Source organism: Aminobacter sp. MET-1 (genome assembly GCF_026521175.1).
Lineage (GTDB): Bacteria > Pseudomonadota > Alphaproteobacteria > Rhizobiales > Rhizobiaceae > Aminobacter.
This window is the reverse complement of record NZ_JAMSHL010000015.1, coordinates 109,333-134,197: the sequence shown is the minus strand read 5'-3', so window position 1 is coordinate 134,197 and position 24,865 is coordinate 109,333. Positions and strand designations below refer to the sequence as shown.

General features: G+C 64.3%; 25 protein-coding genes. 11 read left to right on the top strand and 14 right to left on the bottom strand.

Going from position 1 to position 24,865, the window contains the following annotated elements:
• Positions 1–8: 8 nt before the first annotated feature.
• The 3 genes from NDO48_RS20315 to nthA are packed head-to-tail and all read right to left on the bottom strand — an operon-like array spanning position 9 to position 1,631.
• Entirely contained in the window at positions 9–365 is a 357-nt protein-coding gene (locus NDO48_RS20315; protein WP_267322249.1) for a nitrile hydratase accessory protein, read from the bottom strand.
• Positions 352–1,011: a nitrile hydratase subunit beta gene (nthB, locus tag NDO48_RS20310; protein WP_267322248.1), complete on the bottom strand. Its 660-nt coding sequence runs from the start codon at positions 1,009–1,011 to the stop codon at positions 352–354. Before nthB ends, NDO48_RS20315 begins: the two co-directional genes overlap by 14 nt.
• Entirely contained in the window at positions 1,008–1,631 is a 624-nt protein-coding gene (nthA, locus tag NDO48_RS20305; protein WP_267322247.1) for a nitrile hydratase subunit alpha, read from the bottom strand. Before nthA ends, nthB begins: the two co-directional genes overlap by 4 nt.
• A gap of 151 nt (positions 1,632–1,782) precedes the next feature.
• Between nthA and NDO48_RS20300 the strand changes: the two genes are divergently transcribed.
• Together NDO48_RS20300 and NDO48_RS20295 are read left to right on the top strand one after the other, a co-directional pair.
• Positions 1,783–3,063: an SDR family oxidoreductase gene (locus NDO48_RS20300; protein WP_267322246.1), complete on the top strand. Its 1,281-nt coding sequence runs from the start codon at positions 1,783–1,785 to the stop codon at positions 3,061–3,063.
• Between the two features lie 2 nt (positions 3,064–3,065).
• A complete protein-coding gene (locus tag NDO48_RS20295) occupies positions 3,066–3,539 on the top strand; it encodes a DUF2269 family protein (protein WP_267322245.1) in 474 nt (157 codons plus the stop codon).
• On the opposite strand, the gene NDO48_RS20290 is transcribed toward NDO48_RS20295, so the two are convergent.
• A complete protein-coding gene (locus NDO48_RS20290; RefSeq protein WP_267322244.1) occupies positions 3,540–4,136 on the bottom strand; it encodes a LysE family translocator in 597 nt (198 codons plus the stop codon).
• Between the two features lie 253 nt (positions 4,137–4,389).
• Between NDO48_RS20290 and NDO48_RS20285 the strand changes: the two genes are divergently transcribed.
• The gene (locus tag NDO48_RS20285; protein WP_267322243.1) at positions 4,390–5,145 is read left to right on the top strand and encodes a hypothetical protein; all 756 of its coding nucleotides are present in this window, start codon (positions 4,390–4,392) and stop codon (positions 5,143–5,145) included.
• An 85-nt stretch (positions 5,146–5,230) separates the two neighbouring features.
• Here NDO48_RS20285 and ilvN read toward each other — a convergent pair whose 3' ends face one another.
• Positions 5,231–5,803 carry an acetolactate synthase small subunit gene (gene ilvN / locus NDO48_RS20280; protein ID WP_018428523.1) on the bottom strand — a complete coding sequence of 191 codons (573 nt, stop codon included), beginning with the start codon at positions 5,801–5,803 and terminating at the stop codon, positions 5,231–5,233.
• A 76-nt stretch (positions 5,804–5,879) separates the two neighbouring features.
• Complete coding sequence (locus NDO48_RS20275; protein ID WP_267322242.1) at positions 5,880–7,664, bottom strand: acetolactate synthase 3 large subunit; 1,785 nt, start codon at positions 7,662–7,664, stop codon at positions 5,880–5,882.
• Between the two features lie 366 nt (positions 7,665–8,030).
• Here NDO48_RS20275 and NDO48_RS20270 point away from each other — a divergent pair, with 366 nt between their 5' ends.
• Both NDO48_RS20270 and NDO48_RS20265 read left to right on the top strand, forming a co-directional pair.
• On the top strand, positions 8,031–9,851 hold the full coding sequence (locus NDO48_RS20270; RefSeq protein WP_267322241.1) for an ATP-binding protein: 1,821 nt from the start codon (positions 8,031–8,033) through the stop codon (positions 9,849–9,851).
• A 340-nt stretch (positions 9,852–10,191) separates the two neighbouring features.
• Entirely contained in the window at positions 10,192–10,821 is a 630-nt protein-coding gene (locus NDO48_RS20265; protein WP_267322240.1) for a class I SAM-dependent methyltransferase, read from the top strand.
• Between the two features lie 87 nt (positions 10,822–10,908).
• Here NDO48_RS20265 and NDO48_RS20260 read toward each other — a convergent pair whose 3' ends face one another.
• Both NDO48_RS20260 and miaA read right to left on the bottom strand, forming a co-directional pair.
• Positions 10,909–11,700: a GGDEF domain-containing protein gene (locus tag NDO48_RS20260; RefSeq protein WP_018428527.1), complete on the bottom strand. Its 792-nt coding sequence runs from the start codon at positions 11,698–11,700 to the stop codon at positions 10,909–10,911.
• Positions 11,701–11,796: 96 nt separating this feature from the next.
• Positions 11,797–12,750 (bottom strand): tRNA (adenosine(37)-N6)-dimethylallyltransferase MiaA, encoded by a 954-nt coding sequence (gene miaA / locus NDO48_RS20255; RefSeq protein ID WP_267322239.1) that lies wholly within the window; start codon positions 12,748–12,750, stop codon positions 11,797–11,799.
• On the opposite strand from miaA, the gene serB reads away from it, so the two are divergent.
• Positions 12,734–13,618 carry a phosphoserine phosphatase SerB gene (gene serB / locus NDO48_RS20250; protein WP_026227302.1) on the top strand — a complete coding sequence of 295 codons (885 nt, stop codon included), beginning with the start codon at positions 12,734–12,736 and terminating at the stop codon, positions 13,616–13,618. The genes miaA and serB overlap by 17 nt on opposite strands.
• Positions 13,618–14,184 carry a GNAT family N-acetyltransferase gene (locus NDO48_RS20245; RefSeq protein ID WP_267322238.1) on the top strand — a complete coding sequence of 189 codons (567 nt, stop codon included), beginning with the start codon at positions 13,618–13,620 and terminating at the stop codon, positions 14,182–14,184. The genes serB and NDO48_RS20245 overlap by 1 nt, the downstream gene beginning before the upstream one ends.
• Before the next feature lie 71 nt (positions 14,185–14,255).
• Here NDO48_RS20245 and NDO48_RS20240 read toward each other — a convergent pair whose 3' ends face one another.
• The 6 genes from NDO48_RS20240 to NDO48_RS20215 all read right to left on the bottom strand — a co-directional run bounded on the left by NDO48_RS20240 (position 14,256) and on the right by NDO48_RS20215 (position 19,868).
• Entirely contained in the window at positions 14,256–15,770 is a 1,515-nt protein-coding gene (locus NDO48_RS20240) for a Do family serine endopeptidase (RefSeq protein WP_267322237.1), read from the bottom strand.
• Between the two features lie 123 nt (positions 15,771–15,893).
• On the bottom strand, positions 15,894–16,079 hold the full coding sequence (locus NDO48_RS20235) for a DUF2065 domain-containing protein (RefSeq protein WP_018428532.1): 186 nt from the start codon (positions 16,077–16,079) through the stop codon (positions 15,894–15,896).
• Positions 16,080–16,081: 2 nt separating this feature from the next.
• Positions 16,082–17,032 carry a protease modulator HflC gene (hflC, locus tag NDO48_RS20230; protein ID WP_018428533.1) on the bottom strand — a complete coding sequence of 317 codons (951 nt, stop codon included), beginning with the start codon at positions 17,030–17,032 and terminating at the stop codon, positions 16,082–16,084.
• Positions 17,032–18,132 (bottom strand): FtsH protease activity modulator HflK, encoded by a 1,101-nt coding sequence (gene hflK / locus NDO48_RS20225; RefSeq protein WP_018428534.1) that lies wholly within the window; start codon positions 18,130–18,132, stop codon positions 17,032–17,034. The genes hflC and hflK overlap by 1 nt, the downstream gene beginning before the upstream one ends.
• A gap of 147 nt (positions 18,133–18,279) precedes the next feature.
• Positions 18,280–18,801: a dihydrofolate reductase gene (locus tag NDO48_RS20220; RefSeq protein ID WP_267322236.1), complete on the bottom strand. Its 522-nt coding sequence runs from the start codon at positions 18,799–18,801 to the stop codon at positions 18,280–18,282.
• Positions 18,802–18,842: 41 nt separating this feature from the next.
• Positions 18,843–19,868, bottom strand: a complete 1,026-nt coding sequence (locus tag NDO48_RS20215) for a DUF4424 domain-containing protein (RefSeq protein WP_267322235.1) — start codon at positions 19,866–19,868, stop codon at positions 18,843–18,845.
• Positions 19,869–20,184: 316 nt separating this feature from the next.
• On the opposite strand from NDO48_RS20215, the gene NDO48_RS20210 reads away from it, so the two are divergent.
• The 4 genes from NDO48_RS20210 to NDO48_RS20195 are packed head-to-tail and all read left to right on the top strand — an operon-like array spanning position 20,185 to position 24,649.
• Positions 20,185–20,664 carry a hypothetical protein gene (locus tag NDO48_RS20210; RefSeq protein ID WP_245262182.1) on the top strand — a complete coding sequence of 160 codons (480 nt, stop codon included), beginning with the start codon at positions 20,185–20,187 and terminating at the stop codon, positions 20,662–20,664.
• A 1-nt stretch (position 20,665) separates the two neighbouring features.
• Positions 20,666–21,328: an ABC transporter ATP-binding protein gene (locus tag NDO48_RS20205; protein WP_267322234.1), complete on the top strand. Its 663-nt coding sequence runs from the start codon at positions 20,666–20,668 to the stop codon at positions 21,326–21,328.
• Complete coding sequence (locus NDO48_RS20200; RefSeq protein WP_267322233.1) at positions 21,321–22,004, top strand: ABC transporter ATP-binding protein; 684 nt, start codon at positions 21,321–21,323, stop codon at positions 22,002–22,004. The genes NDO48_RS20205 and NDO48_RS20200 overlap by 8 nt, the downstream gene beginning before the upstream one ends.
• Positions 22,001–24,649, top strand: coding sequence for an ABC transporter permease (locus NDO48_RS20195; protein WP_267322232.1), 2,649 nt, complete (start codon positions 22,001–22,003; stop codon positions 24,647–24,649). The genes NDO48_RS20200 and NDO48_RS20195 overlap by 4 nt, the downstream gene beginning before the upstream one ends.
• Positions 24,650–24,865: the final 216 nt, after the last annotated feature.

Sequence of the window (24,865 nt, the reverse complement as noted above, 5' to 3'; positions counted from 1 at the left end):
TTGCGAAATCAAAGGCTTTCCGGATCGTTCGCCAGCAGGATCGGCTGACCGTGCGGCGTTGCGTGTGCTGCCCGCTCCCAGGCGGCGGCAACGATATCGACCTCGTCGCGTCCGGCAAAACCCTTGTCGGCCAGCAGGCGCTCGAGCGCGGCCAGCCAGCGCTCGTAATAGTCGCTGCCATCAGCTGCCGCGTCGGGCCGTTTCACCTCCGCCGACAGCCGCTCGGCCCATTCAGCCCAGCTGAAGACGCCGCGTTCGTGCAGGGCAACCACCATGGCGAAGGCTTCGGCCTGCCAAGGCTCGGCAAAGACCGGGGCGTCGATCCCGCCATCCCCAACTGTCAGCCGCACTTCAGGCCGGTTCAAGATAGCTCTCCCAGGCGTCGATGCTGACCTCCAGCGTCGGGTCGGCGCCTTCCCCCCACAATTCCTGCGCCGAAAACACCACCGTGTAGACCCATTCAGGGTTTTCGCCCTGGCCGGGGGCATTGCTGTCGGGAAATACAAAACCTTCGCGCACTGCGTCGATCACGCCTTCCTTGCCACGGGCATAACGCGGCAGGCGGGTGTGACCAGTCGGATGGAAGTTCTTGGTACGCACGCGCTGGCCGGCCGCAAACCGCTGAGGTTCCGCTACCGGCCGGTCGCAAGGGCCGCCCTTGGCAAGCGCAGCCGGCACATTCTCAGCCTTCAGCACTCGCTTTGGCGTTGCCGCCGGGTCGACGGCGTCACCAGCGGCCAGATCGTTGGCGGTGACAAAGGCGTGCCGCTTGAGCAGTGTCTCCAGCGCCTTGATCCAGATTTCGTAATAGCTGGATGAATAATAATCGGCCGGGTGCAAAGATTCCCTGGCGTGCCGGCTTTCGTCGATGTTCCAGGCCCCCATCGCACCCGCCGTCAGCGTCACGCCAAGGGCACGCTTCTCCCATTCGGCGTGGAAGTAAGGCTCGTCCTTCTCGGGCGCGACGGGGCCAAAACCCATTTGCCCGCCGAGATCGTGCGGCCCGTTCATGCAGCCTCCCTGGCGATGCCGGTGCCGATCATGGAATCGCGCGTCACCAGATCGGCGAGCCTTTCCGCGCTCCAGCCGTCGGTGCCCTCGGGCCGCTGTGGCACGACGAGATATCGCAGTTCGGCAGTCGAATCCCAGACGCGGATCTTTTTGTCCCTAGGCAGCGAGAGCCCGAATTCCTCGAGTACGCCGCGCGGGTCGATGACCGCCCGGCTGCGATATGGCGGCGCCTTGTACCAGACCGGCGGCAACCCCAGCACCGACCACGGATAACAGGAGCAAAGCGTGCAGACGACGAGATTGTGCGTCGCGTCGGTGTTGAACACGGCCTGCATATGCTCGCCCTGCCGCCCCGTATAACCGAGCGACGCGATGGCCGCGGTGGCGTCGCGCTTCAGCCAGTCGGCGAATTCGGGATCGGACCACGCCCTCGCCACGACGCGCGCCCCGTTGCGCGGGCCGACCTTGGTCTCGTAGGTGTCGACAATGATGTCGATCGCCGCCGGGTCGATCAACCCCTTTCGGGTCAGGATCGTCTCCAGCGCCCGCACCCGTGCTGCCATCGGGTCCAGTTCGTTGTCATGATGGTGATCGTGGTCGTGATGATGATCGTGCGACATGGGCCGAAGGTTATGCTCGCGCGGCACACCGGGCAAGCGGCTGACTTGGGCCAGCATCACCCGGCCCAAGAGCCACGGGACCAACTAAAAATGTCGCTGCCGGAGTTCTCTCCGCGCGTCGCAATGCGCTGCGGCACTGTATCGTGCGGCCATGCGCGTGCTGATTCTAGGGGCGAACGGTTTCATCGGGGTGGCGGTGGCAAGGCTTCTGGCCGGCCGCGGCCATCAGGTGGTCGGCCTTGCGCGCAGCATCGAGGTCGCATCGCGCCGCCTGCCTGAAATCGAATGGCGCAAGGCAGACATCGCCACGCTGTCGCAGCCCGACGACTGGCGTCCGCTGCTGTCGGGTATCGATGCTGTGGTCAACTGCGCCGGAGCGCTTCAGGATGGCGCGCGCGACGATGTCGTGGCCGTGCAGCAGGTCGGCATGGCCGCACTCTACCAGGCAGCGAGCCCGTCATTGCGCCTGTTCGTCCAGATATCGGCGCGCACCGACGGCGCGGCCGCCAAAACACCGTTCCTCGCCACCAAGCGCCTGGCCGACGACGCTCTCAAATCGTCGGGCGTGCCCTTTGTCATCCTGCGACCGGCCATCGTTGTCGGCGCCCCCGCCCATGGCGGCTCGGCGCTGCTGCGGGCGCTGGCGGCATTCCCTGCGGTCACCCCATTGGTCTACGGCCAAAGCCCGATGCAGTTCGTTTCACTTGACGATGTTGCCAGTGCCGTATCCGACGCGCTGGCCGGAAAGATTGTTGCCGGCAGCGACCTCGACCTTGCCGCGCCGGAGATACTGACCCTCGCCGAAGCCGTGACGATCCATCGCCGCTGGCTCGGCATGGCCCCGGCCAGGATGCTTCATCTGCCCGGCCTGTGCGCCCGCCTCGCATCCAGAGCCGCCGATCTGCTTGGCCATCTCGGCTGGCGCTCGCCACTGCGCTCCACCGCAGTTGAGGTTACCGCTGGCGGCGTGTCCGGCCATCGCAGCAGCAATGAACGGCAGTTGCAGCCACTGCGCGATATCCTGTCCCGAAATCCCGCCGGCGTGCAGGATGTATGGTTTGCCCGGCTCTATCTGCTCAAGCCACTGATATTTGTGACCTTGAGCCTGTTCTGGCTGTTGTCGGGCATAGTCGCCCTGCTGCGGTTCAATGCGTCATCCGCGCATCTGGAATCCGCAGGCGCAAGCGCTGCGGTCGCTGCCGGGATCACCCTGGCCACCAGCCTGGCCGACATCGCGCTGGGCATCGGCATTGCCTTTCGCCGCCATGCCGGACTGGCACTGAAGGGGATGATCGCGCTGTCCCTCGCCTATCTCGGATCGGCGACCATCCTTGCCCCCAATCTCTGGGCAGATCCGCTCGGCCCCCTGGTCAAGGTGCTGCCGTCGATCGTGTTGGCACTGGTCGCGCTCGCCATCCTGGACGAGCGCTGAGCATGGAAGAATTGCTGCGCCTCGCCCACGTCATCGGCGCCACGGTCCTGTTCGGCACCGGCGCCGGCATAGCCTTCTTCATGGTCATGGCCCACCGCACGCGTGACGCAGCCACCATCGCCCATGTCGCCGGCACTGTGGTGATCGCGGACACGGTGTTCACCGCCACGGCCGTCATCCTCCAGCCAATATCGGGCGCCTGGCTGGCTTATGAGGTCGGCTGGCCGCTGGACGAACCGTGGATCGTGCTGTCCCTGTCGCTTTATGTGCTGACCGGTCTGTTCTGGCTGCCGGTGGTGTTCATCCAGATCCAGCTGCGAAATCTCGCACGCTCGTCCGCCGGCACAGGCAAGGCGTTGCCGGCGCGCTATTTCCGCCTCTACCGGATCTGGTTCGCTTGCGGATTCCCTGCCTTTTTCAGCGTCATCGCCATCTTCTGGCTGATGCTGACAAGACCGGCGATCGAGCTTTTCTGATTATTTGAGCATCGGCCAGAGCGTCGCGGCCAAAAGCAGGCCCATGGCGATGTTGAACCATTTCAGCCGCACCGGATCGGCAAGGAAGCCACGCAGGGCCATGCCGAAGCCGGCCCAGCTCGAAACGCTTGGCAGATTGACCAGGGCAAAGGCACCCGAGATCAACAGCACCGACAGGAACGGCGCGGCCGGATTGGTGTAGACGGCCATGGCCGTGACCGCCATCACCCAGGCCTTGGGGTTGATCCATTGGAAGGCGGATGCCTCGATGAAGCTCATCGGCCGAGCCTTCACGTCGCCGTCCTTGCCAAGCGAGCGCGACATGCCGATGCGCCAGGCGAGGTAGAGCAGGTAAGCGCCGCCAGCGATCTTGAGCACGGTATGCAGCGCCGGAAAGGCCGTCAGCACAGCCCCCAGCCCGAAGCCGACACCGAGCAGCAAGGACAGGAAGCCGAAGCCGATGCCCAGCATGTGCGGGATGGTTCGTAGAAAGCCGAAATTCACGCCCGAGGCGAGCAGCATGAAATTGTTCGGCCCCGGCGTGATCGAGGTCACGAAGGCATAGACCAGCAATGCGAGGAACGCGTCGTAGGTCACCTTTTCCTCCTCCCGGGATTATTATGTCAGCAATACTGTCCTTATTGAGCCGGATCAACAAGATTCCGCGTGTTTCGGCACGTTCTGGGTCGGCAGAAGCTGGCTCGCTGCACCTATCGTTCGGCACAGGCTTCCATATTGACCGCGGCCAGGACACGGCGTAAGCGAACCCCTTAGCCGAATACCTATCCAGGGTTTCATTGCGCCAGTTCGCCAGCAAGCGGACGATCGAACATTCTCAAGGGGAAGAGAAATGTCAGCACTCGCCAAGACCGAGCCCAGCAGCCTTACGCGCGAACTCATCGCCCATGCCGTGGCGAGCATCGAGGCGGCCGACCGTTTCTCCCTGCCCTTCCCGCACATCTTCTTTCGCGATTTTTTCCCGCGCGATTTTTACGCCGACCTGATCAAATCGATCCCGACCGAAGGCTATGACCCGATCACGGGCGACGCCACCCGCATGGCGTTGCGGCTCTATGGCGACAATATCGGCAAGGTGGATGCCGAGTTGCGCGACATGTGGGCGGCGGTGTCGGAAACGCTGACGTCAAGCGAAGTCGAGAGCGCCATCCGCCGCCAGCTTCATGAAGGCCTGGAAATCCGTGCCCGCGGCGACAAGTTCAAAAGCGTCGACGACCTCCGGCTGGTGGCCAAGCCCGTGCTCTACAGCGACAAGGACGGCTACCAGATCAAGCCACACCCCGACGCGCGCAAGAAGGTCGTGACCATGCAGCTCTACTGCCCGGCCGACGAGAGCCAGCGCGAGCTCGGCACGACCCTCTACAAGGCGTCGCTGAAGGGCCTGCTGAATGTCGGATCCTACGGGCTCGAGCCGGTCAAGACGCTGCCTTTCCTGCCCAATGTCGGCTACGCCTTCGTCGTGCTGAAGGCCTACCACTCGCTGATGAAGATGAGCTGGCACGGCCGCCCGAAGATCAAGACGCCCATCGAGCGCCCGCGCGTCTCGCTGCTCAACACCTTCTACATCAACGAGAATGTAGGTTTCTGAAGCCGGCAGGAGCTGGTTTCTAGAAATCAAAAAGCCGCCGTGCAGTGCATCGGCGGCTTTTTTTACGTCCGTGGTGTGGACCAGATCACATCGCCTGCGGGCCGCGGTTCATCGCCGCCACGCCGGTGCGGCAGACTTCGACAAGGCCGAGCGGCTTCATGATGGCGATGAACTGCTCGATCTTCGACACCTTGCCGGTGATCTCGAAGATGAAGTGTTCGGTGTTGGCATCGATCACGCTGGCGCGGAAGGCGTCCGCCAGGCGCAGCGCCTCGACCCGGGCGTCGCCCGTTCCGGCAACCTTGACCAGCGCCAGCTCGCGCTCCAGCGGCCGCTCCTGGCCGAGCTCGGCAGCGCGCACCGACAGGTCGACCACGCGATGCACTGGCACGATGCGCTCGAGCTGGTGCTTGATCTGCTCGAGCACATGCGGCGTGCCGCGCGTCACGATGGTGATGCGCGACAAATGCTTCTCATGCTCGGTCTCGGAGACGGTCAGGCTTTCGATGTTGTAGCCGCGGCCCGAAAACAGGCCGATGACACGGGCGAGCACGCCCGGTTCGTTGTCGACCAGCACCGACAATGTGTGATTTTCCGGCAGCGCCGTTTCCTTGGCGATGAAATAGGCCGAACCGGTGGCTTGTAGCTGTGCGTTCATGAATGAATCTCGATCTGAGGCTTTTGCGCCAACTCGTTGATTGTGCGGCCTTCCCTCGAAGGCCGCACTCGGTTCGTCACACCAGTTCGCGGCCCTTGGCGTCGATGGCATTCGCCACCGCCTCGTCGGTCGCCTCATCAGGCAGCAGCATCTCGTTATGCGCCTTGCCCGACGGGATCATCGGGAAGCAGTTGGCAAGCGTTGCCACGCGGCAGTCGAAGATCACCGGCTTCTTCACCGAAATCATCTCCTTGATCGCATCGTCGAGCTCGTCCGGCTTGTCGCAGCGGATGCCGTGGCCGCCATAGGCCTCGGCCAGCTTGACGAAGTCGGGCATCGCCTCGGTGTAGGAATGCGACAGGCGGTTGCCGTGCAGCAGCTGCTGCCACTGGCGTACCATGCCCATGTAGGAGTTGTTGAGGATGAACACCTTGATCGGCGCATCGTACTGGAGCGCTGCGCTCATCTCCTGGATGCACATCTGCACCGAGGCGTCGCCGGCGATGTCGATGACGAGCGATTCAGGATGGGCGATCTGCACGCCGAGAGCCGCCGGCAGGCCGTAGCCCATCGTGCCCAGGCCGCCTGACGTCATCCAGCGGTTCGGCTTTTCGAAGCCGTAATGCTGGGCAGCCCACATCTGGTGCTGGCCGACCTCGGTGGTGATGTAGGTGTCGAGATGCTTGGTGTTCTCGTAGAGCCGCTGGATCGCATATTGCGGCATGATCACTTCGCTGTTCGCCTTGTAGGCGTAGCTGTCGCGCGCGCGCCACTTGGCGATCTGTTCCCACCACGGATACAGCGCCTTCTTGTCAGCCTTGGCGGTCGCCCGCCACAACCGCACCATGTCTTCGAGCACGCGGCCGACATCGCCGAGGATCGGCACGTCGGCGCGCACGTTCTTGTTGATCGACGACGGATCGATGTCGATGTGGATCTTCTTCGAGTTCGGCGAAAACGCGTTGAGGCGGCCGGTGATGCGGTCGTCGAAGCGCGCGCCGATGCACACCATGACGTCGCAATCATGCATCGCCATGTTGGCTTCGTAGCTGCCATGCATGCCCAGCATGCCGAGCCAGTTCTTGCCCGAAGCCGGATAGGCGCCCAGCCCCATCAGCGTCGAGGTGATGGGGAAGCCGGTCAGGTCGACAAGTTCGCGCAGCAGATGGCTGGCCTCGGTGCCGGAATTCACCACGCCGCCACCGGAATAGATGACAGGCCGCTTGGCGGTGGCCATCAGCGCGACCGCCTCCTTGATCCTCTCGAGGTCACCCTGGATCTTGGGCTGGTAGGAGGTGCGCGGCGCGGTCTGCGGCGGCGTGTAGATGCCCTTGGCGAACTGCACGTCCTTGGGGATGTCGACCACAACAGGGCCCGGACGCCCCGTGGTGGCGACATGGAAGGCCTCGTGCAGGATGCCGGCCAGGTCGTTGACGTCCTTCACCAGCCAGTTGTGCTTGGTGCAGGGACGGGTAATGCCGACGGTATCGCATTCCTGGAAGGCGTCGGAACCGATCAGCGTCGTCGGCACCTGACCGGTGATGCAGACCAGCGGGATCGAGTCCATGAGCGCGTCCTGCAGCGGCGTCACCGCATTGGTGGCACCGGGACCCGACGTCACCAGCATCACGCCTGCCTTGCCGGTCGAGCGCGCATAACCCTCGGCGGCGTGGCCTGCGCCCTGCTCGTGGCGCACCAGGATGTGCTGGACATCGTCCTGCTGGAACAGCTCGTCATAGATCGGAAGGACCGCGCCGCCCGGATAGCCGAAGAGGTGCTTGACGCCGTTGTCCTTCAGCGCCTGAACCACCATCTCGGCGCCAGTCATTTCGCGCCGTCCGCTGTCACTATGTCCGCTCATCGGTCCGTTCCGTCTTTCCTTCGCCATACTTGGCGGTTGCTGCTCTGTTAGTCCTGTTTCGGGCAATAAAAAAGGCCCCCGAGGGAGCCTTTGCATCTGCGCATGGGGGATTTCGCCCGGCGGTTACACCGCCTTGCCCATGCGCAATCCTACTACGAGAATGAGTGTCGTGTTCATCGGGGCGGACGTTAATGCGCAAAAAGCCCCACTGTCAACCTGACGGCAGCAGATTTTTCCGCAACGTCAGGCGAACGTCATCGCTCGAATTTTCCGCATCCGCTTAACCTTTGCGACACCATCCGACCTCACCCGCCCTTAACCGCACAGCGCTAAGGTTCCGGAAGAGAATTGGGGAAAAATCTCAGCATGTACGTTGAACGCCAGGCAGCAGCAGGCGAAACCACGTCGCAGGAACGCCGCGATCCGCTTCAGGACGACGCGCGCATTCTCGGCCATGTCGTACAGTGCGACGGCGCCCGCGCCGTCATCAGCGCCTTTGCCGAAAGCGGCGGCGCGGCGGCATCGGGGCTCTGGGCTGTCGGCCGCATGATCTCGATCAATCTGGGCGCATCTCGCACCATCGGGCTCGTCTATTCCATCGGCAAGGCCGACCGCTCCTGGAGCCCGCAGGGCGACAACCCCATCGAAGTCAGTGTCGAACTCATCGGCGAGGTCCGCGACCTCGGAACCGAAAAACGTCCGGTCTTCGACCGCGGCATCACCACCTATCCTTATGTCGGCGCCGTCGCCCACCGCATCCGCAGCCGCGACCTGCAGGCCGTCTACGATCTCGCCGGCCGCCATGCCGTCACCATCGGCCAGCTGTCGCAGGACGAGAACATCGATGCCTGCCTTGCCATCGACGAGACACTCGCCCGTCACTTCGCCGTGGTCGGCACGACCGGCGTCGGCAAGTCGACCGCCGTGTCGCTGCTCATGCGTAAGATGATCGCCGAGCGCCCCGACCTGCGCGTCCTGATCCTCGACCCGCACAACGAATTCGCGGCCTCGCTGCCCGAATATTGCGTCAAGGTCGACACCAACTCGCTCGACCTGCCCTTCTGGCTGTTCAAGCTGGAGGAATTCGCCGAGGTGCTGTTCCGCGGCCGCGAGACCGATGCGGAAGAGATCGACGCCCTGCGCGACCTCATCCCGATCGCCAAGAACCTCTACCGCAATCCCAATGGCGGCGCCTTCCTGCGCCGTGGCGTCGACGCGCTGACCGCCGACACGCCGGTGCCCTACCGCATGGCCGATCTCATCAAGCAGATCGACGATCGCATGGGCATGCTCGAATCCAAGAACGAGCGCCCGATCCTGAAGTCGCTGCGGACGCGCATCGAATCGGCTCTGTCCGACCCGCGCTACCGCTTCATGTTCCATTCGCGCCTGATCGAGGACACGATCCACGAGACCATCGGCAACATCTTCCGCGTGCCGACCCAGGGGCGCCCGGTCACCTGCTTCGAAATGGCCGGCCTGCCCTCCGAGGTCGTCAATTCGGTCTGTTCGGTGCTTGCCCGCCTCGCCTTCGACCTCGCGCTCTGGAGCGAAGGCAAGCTCAAGCTTCTGCTGCTCTGCGAGGAGGCACACCGCTACATGCCGGCCGACCATCGTCTCGGCTTCGCGCCCACCCGCCATGCGCTGTCGCGCATCGCCAAGGAAGGCCGCAAATATGGCTGTTATCTCGGCGTCGTCACGCAGCGCCCGGGCGAGCTCGACCCGACGATCCTGTCGCAGTGCTCGACCGTTTTCGCCATGCGCCTCGCCAACGAACAGGACCAGGCAATCATCCGCTCGGCCATCGCCGATTCCTCGGCCTCGACACTGTCGTTCCTGTCGTCGATGGGCCAGCGCGAGGCGATCGCCTTTGGCGAAGGCGTGGCGACGACGATGCGGCTGAAGTTCGAGAAGCTGCCGCCCAACCTGATCCCCGGCACCCAGAAGCGAGCCGCCGAAGCACCCGGCGGCGACGGCAACGACGTCGATCTGGCCATGATCGTCGAGCGGCTGCGCAATGTTCCGAAGCCGCAGGCGGCATTGGGTTTTGCCGAAACCGTCGATGTCCAGCGCCAGGCCGGCGACAGCGACTACCGCAAACCGCCGTGCCGGCCCGAGCCCGACGGCGATTTCGACACCCGCTTCGGCCTGCGCCCGACCACCTTCGGCGGACGCAGCAGCGGCTGAGAGCCTGCCAGCGAGCTGGAAGGACGCCCGACCCCACCGGGGCGGGCGCTCCATGGGGCAGATCGGCTAAACCGTTGAGTACTTTGCCGCTTGGGCGCGCAAAGGGCGGCAATCGCCAATACTCGGAAGCTCGTTTGCGCTCGCCGAGTTCACGCCCACGCGCCAAGGCGATGGTCCGCAAGACAACGTGTCGCCGGGTTTCGGCGGCATCGCCAACCAGGGCGTATTCCTGCCCATTTGTCACTGCGGACCGCTGGCTGTACAATCGGTCACGCGAGATACCACTGCCGTTGGTTCGAAACCGGGGGGTCCCATGCAGAGAACTCTCGAGCCTGAGATCATGGCTGATGCCGAGCAGTCCCTCGCCTATGCGAATGCCGACTTCGCAAGTTCAAATCAGTTGTTCGTCGATCATCTGCTGGTGGACAATCCGCAGGCCTTGAAAGATGTCATCGACCTCGGCTGTGGCCCCTGCGACGTAATGTTGAGGCTGGCGGAGGCATGCCCTGATATCCGCATAACCGCGGTCGATGGCTCCGCGGCGATGATCGAATTGGCGACCCAGGCAGTGCGTGCAGCGAACCACGAAGCCCGCATTGTGGTGATGCAGGGGTACATCCCGGGATTGGCACTGCGTGAGCATGATTTCGATGCGATCCTCTCAAAGGACCTTCTGCACCACCTCCCTGATCCGATGGTGCTGTGGCGCGAAGCGCGGCGATTGGGACGGCAGGGGGCAGCTGTTCATGTGATGGACCTGATCAGGCCAGCCACGCAAGAAGACGCGCGAAACATTGTCGAGACAGTGGCGCCCGACGAGCATCCAATTCTCAAGGAAGATTTTTACAACTCGCTGTGCGCGGCTTTCACGATTGAAGAGGTCGAGACACAAATACGACAGGCCGGACTGCCGCTGCGGGTGACACGGGTCGGCGACCGCCACATGCTGATCAAAGGCGCGTTGCGTTAGGACTCTCGTCAGCCGACAAAGTCGGCTCCCCACCCCTACATGACATTCCGTCTGGGGATCGCCGTGCCGGAGGCACGCATGGCCGCGTCAGGCACACACGCGATTGCGGCCCTGCCTTTTGGCTTCGTAGAGCTGCTTGTCGGCGCGTCGGTAAAAATCTTCGGCGCTCTCCTCGCGGTCCCAAAGTGCTAACCCGACACTCGACGTCACATTGAGCTGGGCGGTGCCCGCATCAATGGCGAGCGAGGCGATTGCCTTGCGCATGCGCTCGGCAAAGCGCTGCAGCAGTTCCAGGTCCATATTGGGCGCAACAATGGCGAATTCCTCGCCACCCAGCCGCGCCACCACGTCGTGGTAACGGGTCATGTTCTTGAGGCACTTGCCGACCGAGCGCAGCACCTCGTCGCCGACATCGTGGCCATAGGTGTCGTTGACCAGCTTGAAATGGTCGAGGTCGAGGATCATAAGCCCGACCGGTTTTCCGATACGACGGAATTCGCCCAGATATTCCTTGAGCGCGTCGTCGAAATAACGCCGGTTCTGCATGCCCGTCAGGCCATCGGTCAGCGCTGCCTGTTCCAGATTGCGCGAGCGCGCACTCAGCGACGCCGTCATCTCGCGCAGCTTGCCGCCTTCCTTCACCTGGGTGCGGATCTGCGGGAAAATGAAGAACAGCCCGAACACCAGCGTGCCGGCCAGAAGCAGCATGACCGCCAGCAGCAGCACCTGCACCTGCTCGATGGCTGCGACCCGGCCGGGCATATAGAGCTGGTCGGCAGGCCCGTGCAGCAGGCTCCAGCCATAGAATATCGCCAGCGCTGCCGTCAAAATCAGCGCGATAAAGACGAAAAACGCGGTTTCAGCCTTGTGAAAGCGCATGGCCACCCTGGTCAAACCCCACCAGCTTTTATGCCATGCCGCGCCTTACGGACCGTTAATCGGCAGCTGCAAATGCCAACCCCGGCACAAGGCCGGTCAATCGTCGGCGAGCCCGCCGGGGCGGCCGACCTCGCCGCCGATGCGGCGCCATTCCGGGCCGAACTGGTTGCGGAACCAGGTCGACTGGCGCTTCGAATATTGTCTCGTGGCGATCTTCGCCCGCTCGATGGCCTCGTCGAAGCTCATCTCGCCGGCCATGGCGCTTGCCAGCTCGCGCACGCCGATGGCCTTCATCGCCGGCAGTTCGGGCGCAAGCCGCATCGCCGTGATCGCCTCGACCTCGTCCAGGGCGCCGGCCTCGATCATCTTGTCGAAGCGCATGTCGATGCGCCTGATCAGCTCCTGCCGCTCCGGCTCGATGACGATGAAACGCGCGGTGGCGAGATCGATCATCGGATGGCCGCGGTCGGCCTGCCATTTGAGGATCGACCGTCCCGAGGCTTGGAGAACTTCGAGCGCACGCACGATGCGCTGGCCGTCGCTGGCCTTGAGCCGCATGGCAACCTCGCTGTCGACCCTCATCAGGAGACGGTGCAGCCTGGGCGCGCCTTCCTCGTTGAGACGCCAGCGCCAGCGGTCGCGGATATCAGTGGGGATTTCGGGCATCTCGGAAATGCCTTCGGCCAGCGCCCGGAAATAGAGGCCGGTTCCGCCGACGAAAACAGGCCGGTGCTCGTCGAACAGTCCGCTGTCGGCGAGCACTGCCACATCGCGCAGCCACGAACCGGTCGAATAGGCAGTCGCCGGAGAGACGTGGCCGTAAAGGAAGTGACGGACACGCGCCAACTCTTCGGCCCCCGGTCTCGCGGTCAGAACGTTGAGCACACCATAGACCTGCATGGAATCGGCGTTCACGATCACGCCGCCGTCGCGTTCGGCCAGCTTAAGCGCCAGCGCCGACTTGCCGCTGGCGGTAGGCCCGGCTATCAGGGTCGCGTTCTTGATGCGCCCCTCGTTCTTGCCGGAATTTTCGATGCCGCTCGTCGCCACGCTGATTTCCCATCCCGACCGCGCACTGCTGCAGCCGTCCCTTGCCGATAAGGCCTCACGCGCCCTCGGCGCAAGCGGCATTGTCTGGCTGGCAGACGGCATCGCCTGCGACATCGCCCTGCCATCGGGCCTTGCGGCGGAAGCGGCAAGCCAGGCGCTCGCTTCGGCGCTGTCGGGCGAGCCCATCGATTTCGCCGTTCAGGACAACGCGACACGTAGGAAAAAGATCCTGATCGCCGACATGGACTCGACCATGATCGACCAGGAATGCATCGACGAACTGGCCGACGAGATCGGCGTCAAGGATCGCGTCGCCGACATCACCGCGCGCTCGATGAATGGCGAGATCGCCTTTGAGCCCGCCCTGCGCGAACGCGTTGCCCTGCTTGCCGGGCTCGATGCCTCGGTCATCGACGGCATCATCAAGAACCGGCTGACGCTTGCGTCCGGCGGCAAGACGCTGGTCGCCACCATGAAGGCCCACGGCGCTTATTCGGCGCTGGTGTCGGGCGGCTTCGACGTCTTCACTTCGCGCATCGCAGCCATGCTCGGTTTCGACGAGAACCGCGCCAACCACCTGATCGAGACCGACGGCCGGCTGACCGGCCAGGTTTCCGAGCCGATCCTCGGCCGCGCCGCCAAGGCGGTGGCGCTCGACGAGATTTCCGCGCGCCTGGGCCTCACCCCGGATGACGCAATCGCGGTTGGCGACGGCGCCAACGATCTCGACATGATCCGCCTCGCCGGCTCGGGCGTTGCCCTCCACGCCAAGCCGTCGGTAGCGGCCCAGGCAAAAATCCGCATCGACAATGCGGACCTCACGGCCCTGCTCTACCTGCAGGGCTACAGCCGCGCCGAGTTCGCCTGATGCAACCGATCCGCACAAATCGCCTGATCCTGCGCAACTGGGAAGAACGCGACCGCGAACTCTTCCATCGCATCAACTCCGACGATCAGGTGATGGAGTTCTTCGGCATTCGCCGCAGCAGGGCCGAGAGCGATGCGCTTTTCGACAAGCTGCGCGGCAACATCGACCGCGACGGCTTTGGCTTTACCGCGGTCGAGATCGCGGAGACGGGCCAATGCATCGGCTTTGTCGGCATCAACCCGACCGATCTCGAGCCCTTCATGCCCAAGGGTACGATCGAGATCGGCTGGCGCCTGGCCCCCGAGTTTTGGGGCAAGGGCTATGTCACCGAAGCTGCCGAAGCCTGGCTCGAATTCTGCTTTGACCGGCTCGGGCTCGACGAGGTCGTCTCGTTCGCCGTGTGGAACAATGACCGCTCGACGTCTGTCATGAAGCGGCTGAGCATGAGCAACGACCCGGCACGCGATTTCGATCATCCCAGGGTCGCCGACGCCCATCTCAAGCGTCATGTCTACTACCGCCTGTCGCGCGACGACTGGCGATCACGAAAAAAGGCGGCCAACTAGCCGCCTTTTTCTTTTCCACGTGGGAAGGCCAGCCCTGGCGATCTGCCGCGGCAGGCGAATTGCCGCCGGCCTCAATCCATCCGAAGCGTCACGAACCTCAGCTCGCCCGTCTTGGACGCCAGCATCAAAAGCGCGTTCTTGCGCCCCTGCTCCTTCAGCGCCGCAATGCGGTCGGTGACCTGCTTGGGCGACTTCATCTCTTCCTGGCCGATCTCGGTGATGACCTCGCCGGCGACGATGCCGCGCTCGGCCGCTGCCGAATCCTTGGCAACCGCCGTCACCACGACACCGACCACGTCTCCGGCAATGCCGAATTTCGCGCGCGTGTCGTCGTTGAGTTCGCCAAGCGTCATGCCGAGCACGCTGACCGCGGCCACCTCGGCGCCCTTGTCGGCTCCTTCGCCCGGCTTGCCGGTTTCGCCCTCGGCCAGCTTCTCGCCGTCCTCGAGGCGGCCGAGCGTCACCTTGACGGTCTGCTCGACGCCCTTGCGCACGACGACCACGTCGACGGCCTTGCCGACGGGGCTCTCGGCCACGACGCGCGGCAGGTCGCGCATCTCGACGATGTCCTTGCCATCGAACTTGATGACCACATCACCAGGCTGGATCGCCCCGTTGTCGACCGGTCCGCCCTTGATGATGCCGGCAACCAGCGCGCCCTTGGCCGACGTCATGCCGAGGCTTTCGGCGATGTCGTCGGTCACCGGCTGGATGCGAACGCCCAGCCAGCCGCGGCGGGTCTCGCCGAACTGCCGAAGCTGATCGACCACGCCGGCCGCAATCTCCGACGGGATCGAGAAGCCGATGCCGATGGAGCCGCCCGACGGCGAAATGATCGCCGTGTTGATGCCGATCACCTCGCCATACATGTTGAACAGCGGGCCGCCCGAATTGCCGCGATTGATCGCCGCGTCAGTCTGGATGAAGTCGTCATAGGGGCCGGAATTGATGTCGCGGTTGCGCGCCGACACGATGCCCAGCGTCACCGTACCGCCAAGGCCGAACGGGTTGCCGATCGCCATCACCCAGTCGCCGATGCGCATCTTGTTGGAATCGCCGAACTTCACCGCCGTCAGCTTCTTGGCCTTCGGATCGATCTTGAGCACGGCGATGTCGGTCTTGGTATCGGTGCCGATAAGCGTCGCCTTCAGCTTCGAGCCGTCGGAGAAATTGACCTCGATCTCGTCGGCATCGGCGATGACGTGGTTGTTGGTGACCACGATGCCCTGCTCGGCATCGACGATGAAGCCCGAGCCAAGCGACTGCACCTTCTGCGGCGCGGCGCCGTCCTGGCCGTCGCGCTTCTTGAAGAAGTCGTCGAAGAAGTCCTGGAAAGGTGCGCCTTCGGGCAGCTGCGGCACCGGCACGGCATTTTCGTTGTCGCCGTCGCCGCTCTTCACCGTCTGCGACGTCGAGATGTTGACCACTGCGCCCAAAAGCCCTTCGGCGAGGTCGGCGACGGATTCAGGCCCTTGCGCAAAAGCCGGGGCAACGAAGGTCGGTGCCGCCACCGCGCCGATCATCAGCGCCGTCGTTGCAGCCAGAGAAGCCTTTCGCATGGCGCGCAAAAGGGTTGTGGAATTCATCAGGGAAGCCTCCCGGGCTGCATTGGCGTTGGTCGCGCCGGGCCGTCCGGACGCGAAGCGTCATGATGGAAACAAATAAGGCCTGTTTGCGACCATTGCTATCGGAAGGGAATAAATCATCCGTTATCCCCTGATGAGCCAGACGATGCCGACGCCGATGGCAATCGCCACCAGGCCGAACAGGCGCAATGCATTGTCAGGGATGTCGGCCATCTGGGCCGCGAGCCGCTTCATCTGAGCGGGAAAGCCGCCATAGACGACGCCCTCTATGACGAGGACGAGGCCTATGGCGACGATCAGATCCTGCACCGTCAGTTGCTGGTGCTGGGAGCGGCAGCGCCGGCCTGTGGGGCGGGCGTTGCCTTGGGCGCGGCAGAAGCTGCACCGCCGTCCGGGCTGCGGAAGTAGCGGAAGAATTCCGACTCCGGCGACAGCACCATGGTGGTGCCGTTGGCGTCGAGCGCGGTGCCATAGGCACTCATCGACCGGTAGAAGTCGAAGAACTCGGGATCGCGCTTGAAGGCGTCGGCGAACACGGAGTTGCGTTCGGCTTCGCCCTGACCGCGCAGGATCTCGGACTCCTTCTGTGCCTCGGCGACGATCTCGACGACCTCGCGGTCGGCACGGGCGCGGATGCGCTGCGCCGCTTCGCGGCCACGGGCGCGCAGCCTTTCAGCTTCGGCCAGACGCTCCGCCTTCATACGGTCGTAGGTCTGCTGCGAAACTTCTGCCGTCAGGTCGGTGCGGCGGATGCGGACGTCCTCGACCTGCAGGCCGAGCGCATTGGCGTCGGGCTGCAACTGGTCGCGCACGTCGCGCATCATCGATGCGCGTTCTTCCGACAGGGCGGACTCGAAGCCGCGCACGCCGTAGACCCGGCGCAGCGCTGCGTCGAGACGCGTGCGCAGGCGCTGTTCGGCCAGTTCCACGCTACCCGAAACCGCCGAGCGGAACTTGCGGGCGTCGTTGATGCGGTAGGCGACGAAGGCATCCACATCGTAGAACTTGCCGCCCGAGACCTGCACGCGGATATCGTCGAGGTCGAGGCGCATGACGCGGTCCTCGATGATCTGGATGTTGTCGGCCTCAAACATCGAGAACGGCGCCTTGAAGTAGATGCCCGGCTCGGTCTTGACGTCGACGATCTCGCCGAAGCGCAGCACGATCGCCTGCTGGCGGGCGTTGACCACGAAGATCGACGACCAGAGCAGGAACAGGATGATGGCAAAGAAGATGCCGATGATGGGAAGACGATTGGACATCAGTTGCCTCCCGCCGCCGGAGCGCGCTTCTGCAGTTCGGGCAGCGGCAGATAGGGCACTACGCCCTGGCCGTTGCCTTGCTCGACGATCACCTTGCCGGAGCCCTGAAGCACCTTCTCCATCGTCTCGAGGTAAAGGCGCTTGCGGGTGACGTCAGGCGCCTTGGCATATTCGTCATAGACCGAGATGAAGCGCTGCGCCTCACCCTGTGCTTCCTGCACGACACGGTTCTTGTAGGCGGCCGCATCTTCGCGGACCTGCGCTGCCTCGCCGCGTGCCTGGCCGAGCTTCTGGTTGGAGTACTGGTTGGACTCCTCCACGAAGCGGTCTTCGTCCTGCTCGGCGCGCTGCACCTCGTCGAACGCATCGGCCACTTCGCGCGGCGGCGCTGCGTCCTCGATCGAGATGGCGTTGACCGTCATGCCGGTGCCATAGCTGTCGAGCGTCTGCTGGATGATGTCGCGCACGTTGCCGGCGATGCCCTGGCGGTCGTCGCGGAACACGTCCTGTGCCGGACGACGGCCGACCACTTCGCGCATCGCGCTCTCGGCCACCTGGCGCACCATCACGTCGGGATCGGCGACATTGAACAGGTAGGCCGTGGGATTGGCGACCTGGTAGGCCACCGAGAACTTGACGTCGACGATGTTCTGGTCGCCCGACAGCATCAGGCCCGAAGACGCAGTACCCCGGACTTCGCCGATATTGACCAGCTTTTCAGCGGTGTTGACCTTTTCCACGGTTTCCATCGGCCACCAATGGAAGTGCAGGCCCGGCTGCGACAGCTGTTCCTTCGGCTTACCGAAGCGCAGTTCCACCGCCAGCTCGTCCGGCTGCACGGTATAGACGGCCTGATAGGCCCACAGCGCCACCAGACCGACCGCGATCAGGCCGAAAAGGGCTGCACTCGAGCCGCCGCCACCCGGCAGGGCGCGCTTGAGCCGGTCCTGGCCCTTGCGAATGATGTCCTCAAGATCGGGAGGCGATCCGGGAGGTCCGCTCGGCCGCGGCCCCTGTCCCCAGGGGCCACCGCCCCCGCCGCCGCTGCCGCCGCCACCCCATGGGCCGCCGCCGCCTCCATTTTGATTGTTCCAGGGCATGAATGTCCTTTCAACTGCGAAACAATGACGGCCGCGCCTGAGACGGCCGCTTATTTACCGACACCATCTATAGGGATGCAATCACGCGCTTTCAACGCGACCACGGGATGCACCCGCGCTTTTCACTACAGATGTATGAGTACACGCTTAATGCGTGACGGGACGCTTGCGATAAACTGTGTAGCGTGTCGCATGGCTGTCTTTTTCACCTGATGGAAAATCCTCCGAGCTTTCGACCGCCCAGATCTTAGGATCGATTTCGGGAAAGCGCGTGTCGCCGTCGGGCGAAGCCATGACATGGGTAACGTGCAGCCGGTCGGCCAGCGGCAGCGCCTGGCGATAGATTTCGCCGCCGCCGATCACGCAGATGTCATTGGCATCGGGCATGCAGCGCCCGCGCGCGGTCGCCAGCGTGATGGCATCCTGCAGCGAATGCACCACCTCGGCCCCTTCGGCTTGAAAATTCCTGTCGCGCGTAACGACGATGTTCAATCGCCCCGGCAGCGGCCGCTTGGGAAAGCTCTCCCAGGTCTTACGGCCCATCACGATCGGCTTGCCCATCGTGTCGGCCTTGAAGCGCTTGAGGTCGCTCGACAGCTTCCACGGCAAGCCATTGTCGCGCCCGATCACGCCGTTCTCGGCAATCGCCACATAGATCGCAACTTCCATCGGACGCGCTTCCCTGTCAGGGCGAATCTACGCCCGGCCGTTCATTTGCCGGTATCGTAGGGCTGCAGGATCAGAATATCGATATCGCGTTCGGGATTAAAATCCTGCGCCGTCATCTCGAAGGTCGTCAGGCCGGTCTTCTTCACGCCGGTGCCGCAGAAGCTGACGATGTTGGCCGGATCGCCCTTGTCGATGGTCAGCCTGAACTTGCCGATGGTGCCCAGCGCCCAGTTGCCGCCTGATGTCAGCACATAGGAAAGCCAGGTCTCGGTGTAGGGCGGATAACCGTCGGCGGCAGCCTTTGCCGCCTTCGTGACCGCACGTTCGAAGGCGTCGTCGAGGCAATATCTGCGCTTGTAATCGTCGTATCGGCCCTGGAACTTGCCATCCATGTAGAAGCTCACGCCGGCCGTGCCGCCGACGCTCGGCGTGTAGCTGTGCGCCACCTTCACCGGTTTGCCGGCCGGAAAACGGGCTTTCCACCAATAGGCCGAACGCAACTGCCAGAGCGGCTCGCGCACGCTCTTCATGCCCGAACCCTCGTCATATTCGTTGATGGTGATGAGGCCGCGTTCCTGCCAGTCGGCGGCGACCTCGGGCGAAAGCGTCTCCAGCGCCTTCAGCGTCGCATCGCCGAACGGGAAATAGGGAACGCCGTTGGCGTCGAGTTCCTTGCCGATGTCGATGCCGACCGCATAGACCGAATGCTGCAGCTGAGGCTTCACCTCCTGCCCGTCGATCGACACGGAGAAGCCGAGGAAATTGTCGGACGCATCGACAGGGATATCGACATTGGCATAGGGGCTGCCCTCGATGTCCGGCATCGGAAACGCAACCAGCGTCTCGACATCCTTGTCCGAATTGTTGCGGAACACATAGTCGACCGTCACCTTGTCCGCGGAGATGAACAGGTCCTCGCTCTCCATGGCGATCAGGTCGTTGCGGCCGAGGATCAGCCCGCCGGCGCCGAGTTGTGCCGTCGTGTCGTTGGCAGACGCCGGAACGGCCGCAAGCAGGCTCACTGCCAAGAGCCCCGACCGCATTTCCCACGACCTGTGTTTCGACATATTCCGCCCTCTCCCGCTCTCTGCAGGCAGCCATCGGCAAGCCGCACCCACGACCCAAGCTCTAGTCGATCCCCCGCCGGCAGTCCAACGCGACGGGTCTCGCAAGCCCGAAGGCCAACCTTACGAAAGCGTATGGCGGCCGCGAAGCCTCGGTAACCTCGCAATGGCATGATGAAAATGCGCAGTGGTCGCTGTCGCGAGGTGAGGAGTTTCAGCAATGCTCCGGATGGCGGTTCTGTCCAGCACGTTCGCTCTCGTGGCAATCGCAACGGCTGCTGCTGTCCCGGCGTCCGGGGCGAGCGCAGCCGAAAAGCCCGTGGCTGCTGAAAAGAACCCACCCGGCGACATTCCCGACAGCCAGGTCTTCATCGACTACGCCTCAAAGGACGGCTACGCCCTGAAGGTGCCCGAAGGCTGGGCGCGCACCGATCTTCCGACAGGCGCCAGTTTCGTCGACAAACTCGACGGCGTGGTGGTCACCCGCAGCGACGCTGCCCAACCGCCAACGGTCGACAGCGTCCGCAAGGACTACCTGCCCGTCCTCCAAAGCCAAGAGCGCGCCGTGCAGATCGGCGGCGTGAAAGCAGTCAGGCTGCCGGCCGGCAACGCCATCCGCATCGCCTACAGCTCCAACTCCGCACCCAACCAGGTCACCAACAAGCAGGTTCGGCTCGAAAACCAGCGCTATCTCTATTTCAAGGACAAAAAGCTCGTGGCGCTCGAACTCTACGCCCCGTTTGGCGCCGACAATGTCGACCAATGGAAGCTGATGTCGGAATCGTTCCAATGGCGCTGACATGAGCGTTCTGGAGGCGCACGAACTCTACCGCTTCTACCATGTCGGCGACGACGAGATCGCGGCGCTGCGCGGCGTCAGCCTGTTCCTGTCGGCTGGCGAGATGGTCTCGGTGATGGGGCCCTCAGGCAGCGGCAAGTCGACACTTCTGGCCTGCCTCACTGGTCTCGACGAACCTGACGGAGGTTACGTTACCGTCCGCGACCGTCTGATGACACGCCGCCCCGAGGCCGATCGGGCCACGATCCGCGCCGAAAACTTCGGCATCCTACTGCAGTCGGGAAATCTCTTCCAGCACCTGACGGTGCGTGAGAACATCCTGCTGTCGATGCAGCTGTCGGGGCGCAAGGACAGAGAAAGGCTCACCGCCCTGCTGCAGGCGGTCGGCCTGTCGCATCGCGAGCGCGCCTATCCGGCGCAGCTTTCCGGCGGGGAGACGGCGCGAGCGGGACTTGCGGCCGCACTTGCCGCCGATCCGCCGCTGTTGGTGGCGGACGAACCGACCGCCGAGATCGACCGCGTGGCGGAGGAGCGCCTGCTCGACTATTTCGAGGCGCGCCGTGCCGCCGGCAAGACGACGCTCGTCGCCACCCACAGCGCCTCCCTTGCCGCGCGGGCCGATCGCATCATCCATCTCGCGGACGGGCGCATCGACAATGTTTGATGCCCTCGTCACCGCCTCCGGCATCTCCAGGAGCTTCGCCGACGGCAGCGACGACGCCCTGACCGTGCTTTCCGACGTCAGCTGCCAGATCGATGCCGGCGACCGTATTGCGCTGGTCGGCGCCTCGGGCAGCGGCAAGACCACGCTGCTCCATATCCTGGGCGGCCTCGACAGCCCGACGCTCGGCGCGGTCGCCTGGCCCGCCCTTGGGCCACGCTCCTCACTGCGACCCGGCAAGGTCGGCCTGGTGTTCCAGACGCCGAGCCTGTTTCCGGCGCTCACCGTCCTGCAGAATGTCAGCCTTCCGCTGGTCTTGCTGGAGCGCAACGACGACATCGAGGCCAAGGCAGCAGCCATGCTCGAGCGCTTCGAACTGTCGGCCCTTGCCCAAAAGCTGCCTGAGGAGCTTTCGGGCGGTCAGGCGCAGCGTGTCGCCATGGCGCGTGCGCTTGCGGCCGGCCCGCGACTGGTGCTGGCCGACGAGCCGACAGGCCAGCTCGACAGCGCAACCTCCAGGCATTTCATCGACCTTACCATCGACGTACTCCGCAAGACCGGCACCGCGCTGCTCATCGCCACACACGACGAGGCGGTGGCAGAGCGCATGAGCCAGCGCTGGTTGCTCGACCATGGTCGGCTTTCGCACCCGGTCGAACCGGAACGGAGGCGCGCGTGACCCGCCTTTGGCTGATTGGCCTGCTGCGCCGACGGTTCGGACGCCTCGCCGGCGTTGCCGCAGGCATCGCGGTGACCGTTGCGCTGCTCGCATCGCTTGCGGCCTTCCTTGCCGACAGCAGCAGTTCGATGACGCGTCGCGCTGTCTCCGCCGTGCCTGTCGACTGGCAGGTCCAGATGGCGCCGGACGCAGATTCCGCAGTCGTTCGCAACGCGATCACCGCGTCGGCCGGCACCACTGCCGTCCGGCAGGTGTCCTTTGCGAATGTCGACGGGTTGGAGGCCAGCGCCGGCGGCACGGTACAGACCACCGGCCCCGGCAAGGCGATCGCCTTCGACGAAAATTATCTCAAAGACTTTCCTGAAGAAGTGCGGCTGCTGGCCGGCCGCCTCGACGGCGTGCTGGCCGCGCAGCAGACCGCAGCCAACCTGCATGTTACGCCGGGCGACATCGTCACCATCAAGCGCGTGGCCCTGCCCCCTGTCGACGTGAAGATCGATGGCATCATCGAGCTGCCGGACGCCGATGCCCTGTTCCAAAGCGTCGGCCTGCCGCCCCAGGCCGCCCCGCAGGCGCCACCCGACAACGTGCTCGTCCTGCCATCAGATCAGTGGCAGCGGGTGTTCGGTCCGCAGCAGACCGCTCGACCGGACACGACGCGCACCCAGTTGCATGTGCGGCTCGACCGGACGACGCTGCCGGCGCGACCGAGCGACGCCTGGACGATCGTCACGGGTGCGGCACGCAATCTCGAAGCCCGGGTCGCGGGACAGGCGCTGGTCGCCAACAATCTTGGCGCCCGGCTCGACGCCGTCAGGGGCGATTCGCTCTATGCCGCGGTGCTGTTCCTGTTCCTCGGCATTCCCGGCATCGCCCTGGCCTGCCTGCTCACGATAGCAGTCAGTTCAGCCGGTGCGGACCGGCGCCGGGCCGAGCAGGCACTGCTTAGGGTTCGCGGCGCGAGCCTGCGCCGCATCCTCGTGCTCGCCTCGGCCGAAGCGTTGCTCGTCGGCGGTATCGGCATTGCACTCGGGCTCGGGATGGCGTTGCTTTTCGCGAAGTTGCGGCTCGGCGGCGATGCCGGGTTCGGCATGGTGGCGATGGGCCTGTCCATCCTCACGGGCATGCTGCTTGCGCTGGCAACCTTCCTCTACCCTGCCTGGCGCGACAGCCGCACGCAGAGCATAAGCGCATCGCGCCGCGTTATCGGCCGCACCACCCGGCCCCTGTGGGCACGGCTCTGGCTCGACGTGCTGCTGCTGTGCGCGGCACTTGTGCTGTTCTGGCAGTCGGCGAGCACCGGATACCAGGTGGTGCTCGCGCCCGAGGGCGTCGCCGCCACCGCGGTCGACTACAAAGCTTTCATCGCGCCGGCTTTGTTCTGGATCGGCTCGGCGCTGCTCGCCATCCGCGTCTCGGCCCGTATCATCGCCGCCAATGGCATGCTGCTGAAGACCCTGGTCAGGCCAGCGGCCGGCAAGCTCTCGACCATCGTGGCCGCGGCCCTGTCGCATCAGGCGGCGCGCATCACCGCGGGCATTGCCATGACCGCGCTCGCTGTCTCCTTCGCCGTCTCGACGGCTGTTTTCAACACCACCTACAATGCTCAATCGCGGGTCGATGCGGAGCTCACCAACGGCGCCGACGTCACCGTGTTCGGGACCGAGGCGCATCCGGCAGGAGCCAGGCTGGACCAGCTCGCCGCCCTGCCCTCGGCCGACGCGGTCCAGCCGATGCAGCACCGCTTTGCCTATGTCGGCAACGACCTGCAGGATCTCTATGGCATCGACCCGGTGTCGATCGACGACGCCACCGATTTTCCAGACGCCTATTTTGCCGGCGGCAAGGCCGCCAACATCCTCGCGCGCCTCGCCGAGACGCCGAATGGCGTGCTGGTGTCGGAAGAAACCGTGCAGGACTTCCAGCTTTCGGTCGGCGACACCATCAATCTCCGCCTCCTTAACGCTTCCGACCATCAGTACCATCAGGTGCCGTTCACCTTCATCGGCGTGGTTCGCGAATTCCCGACCGCGCCGAGGGACTCATTCCTGGTCGCCAACGCTGCCTATGTCGCGGAACTGACCGGTTCGGACGCCAGCGAATATGTGCTGATGCGCGCCAGGGGCGACCCGGCGGAGCTGGCCAGCGAAGCTGCGGCAGCGCTGGCTGGCGACCCCGCCCTCAAGGTCAAGGATGTGGGCTCCGCCGCCCATCTCATCAGCTCCAGCCTGACGGCCGTGGACCTTTCGAGCCTGACGACGATCGAACTCAGCTTCGCGCTTGCCCTGGCAGTCGCTGCCGCTGGCCTTATGCTCGGCCTCGGCTTCCTCGACAGGCGGCGCAGCTTCGCCATTCTTTCGGCGATCGGCGCCAAGCCCCACCAGCTCGCGGCGTTCCTGTGGGGCGAAGGGTTGCTGGTGGCCCTCGGCGGGCTGGTCTTCGGACTGGCGTCGGGACTGACCATCGCCTGGATGCTGGTCAAGCTCCTGACCGGCGTGTTCGATCCTCCGCCGGAGGCGCTTTCAATCCCCTTCGCCTATCTGGCCCTGGTCCTGCTGCTGCTGGTGGCGTCCATTGTGCTGGCGATTCAACTGACGCGCGCGATAGGCAACGCCGACGCGCCGCAACGGCTGAGGGAGCTTTAGAGCGCCGTGCGCCGGAAAAGCGGCAGCGTATTGCCACGTTCTCGCCGGGACGTGAACGGGCGTTGTGTCCGCTCCCCTGATGGTACTTGTCGGCGATGCCAAGACACCATCCGTAAGATACCAAAGGCTTTCCACGAGTTGATCATCTGGTTGGACGACGCCTTGTTCGGGGCTTCTCCAGCCCCACGGTTACGACGAGGGGCATGCTCGCAGATA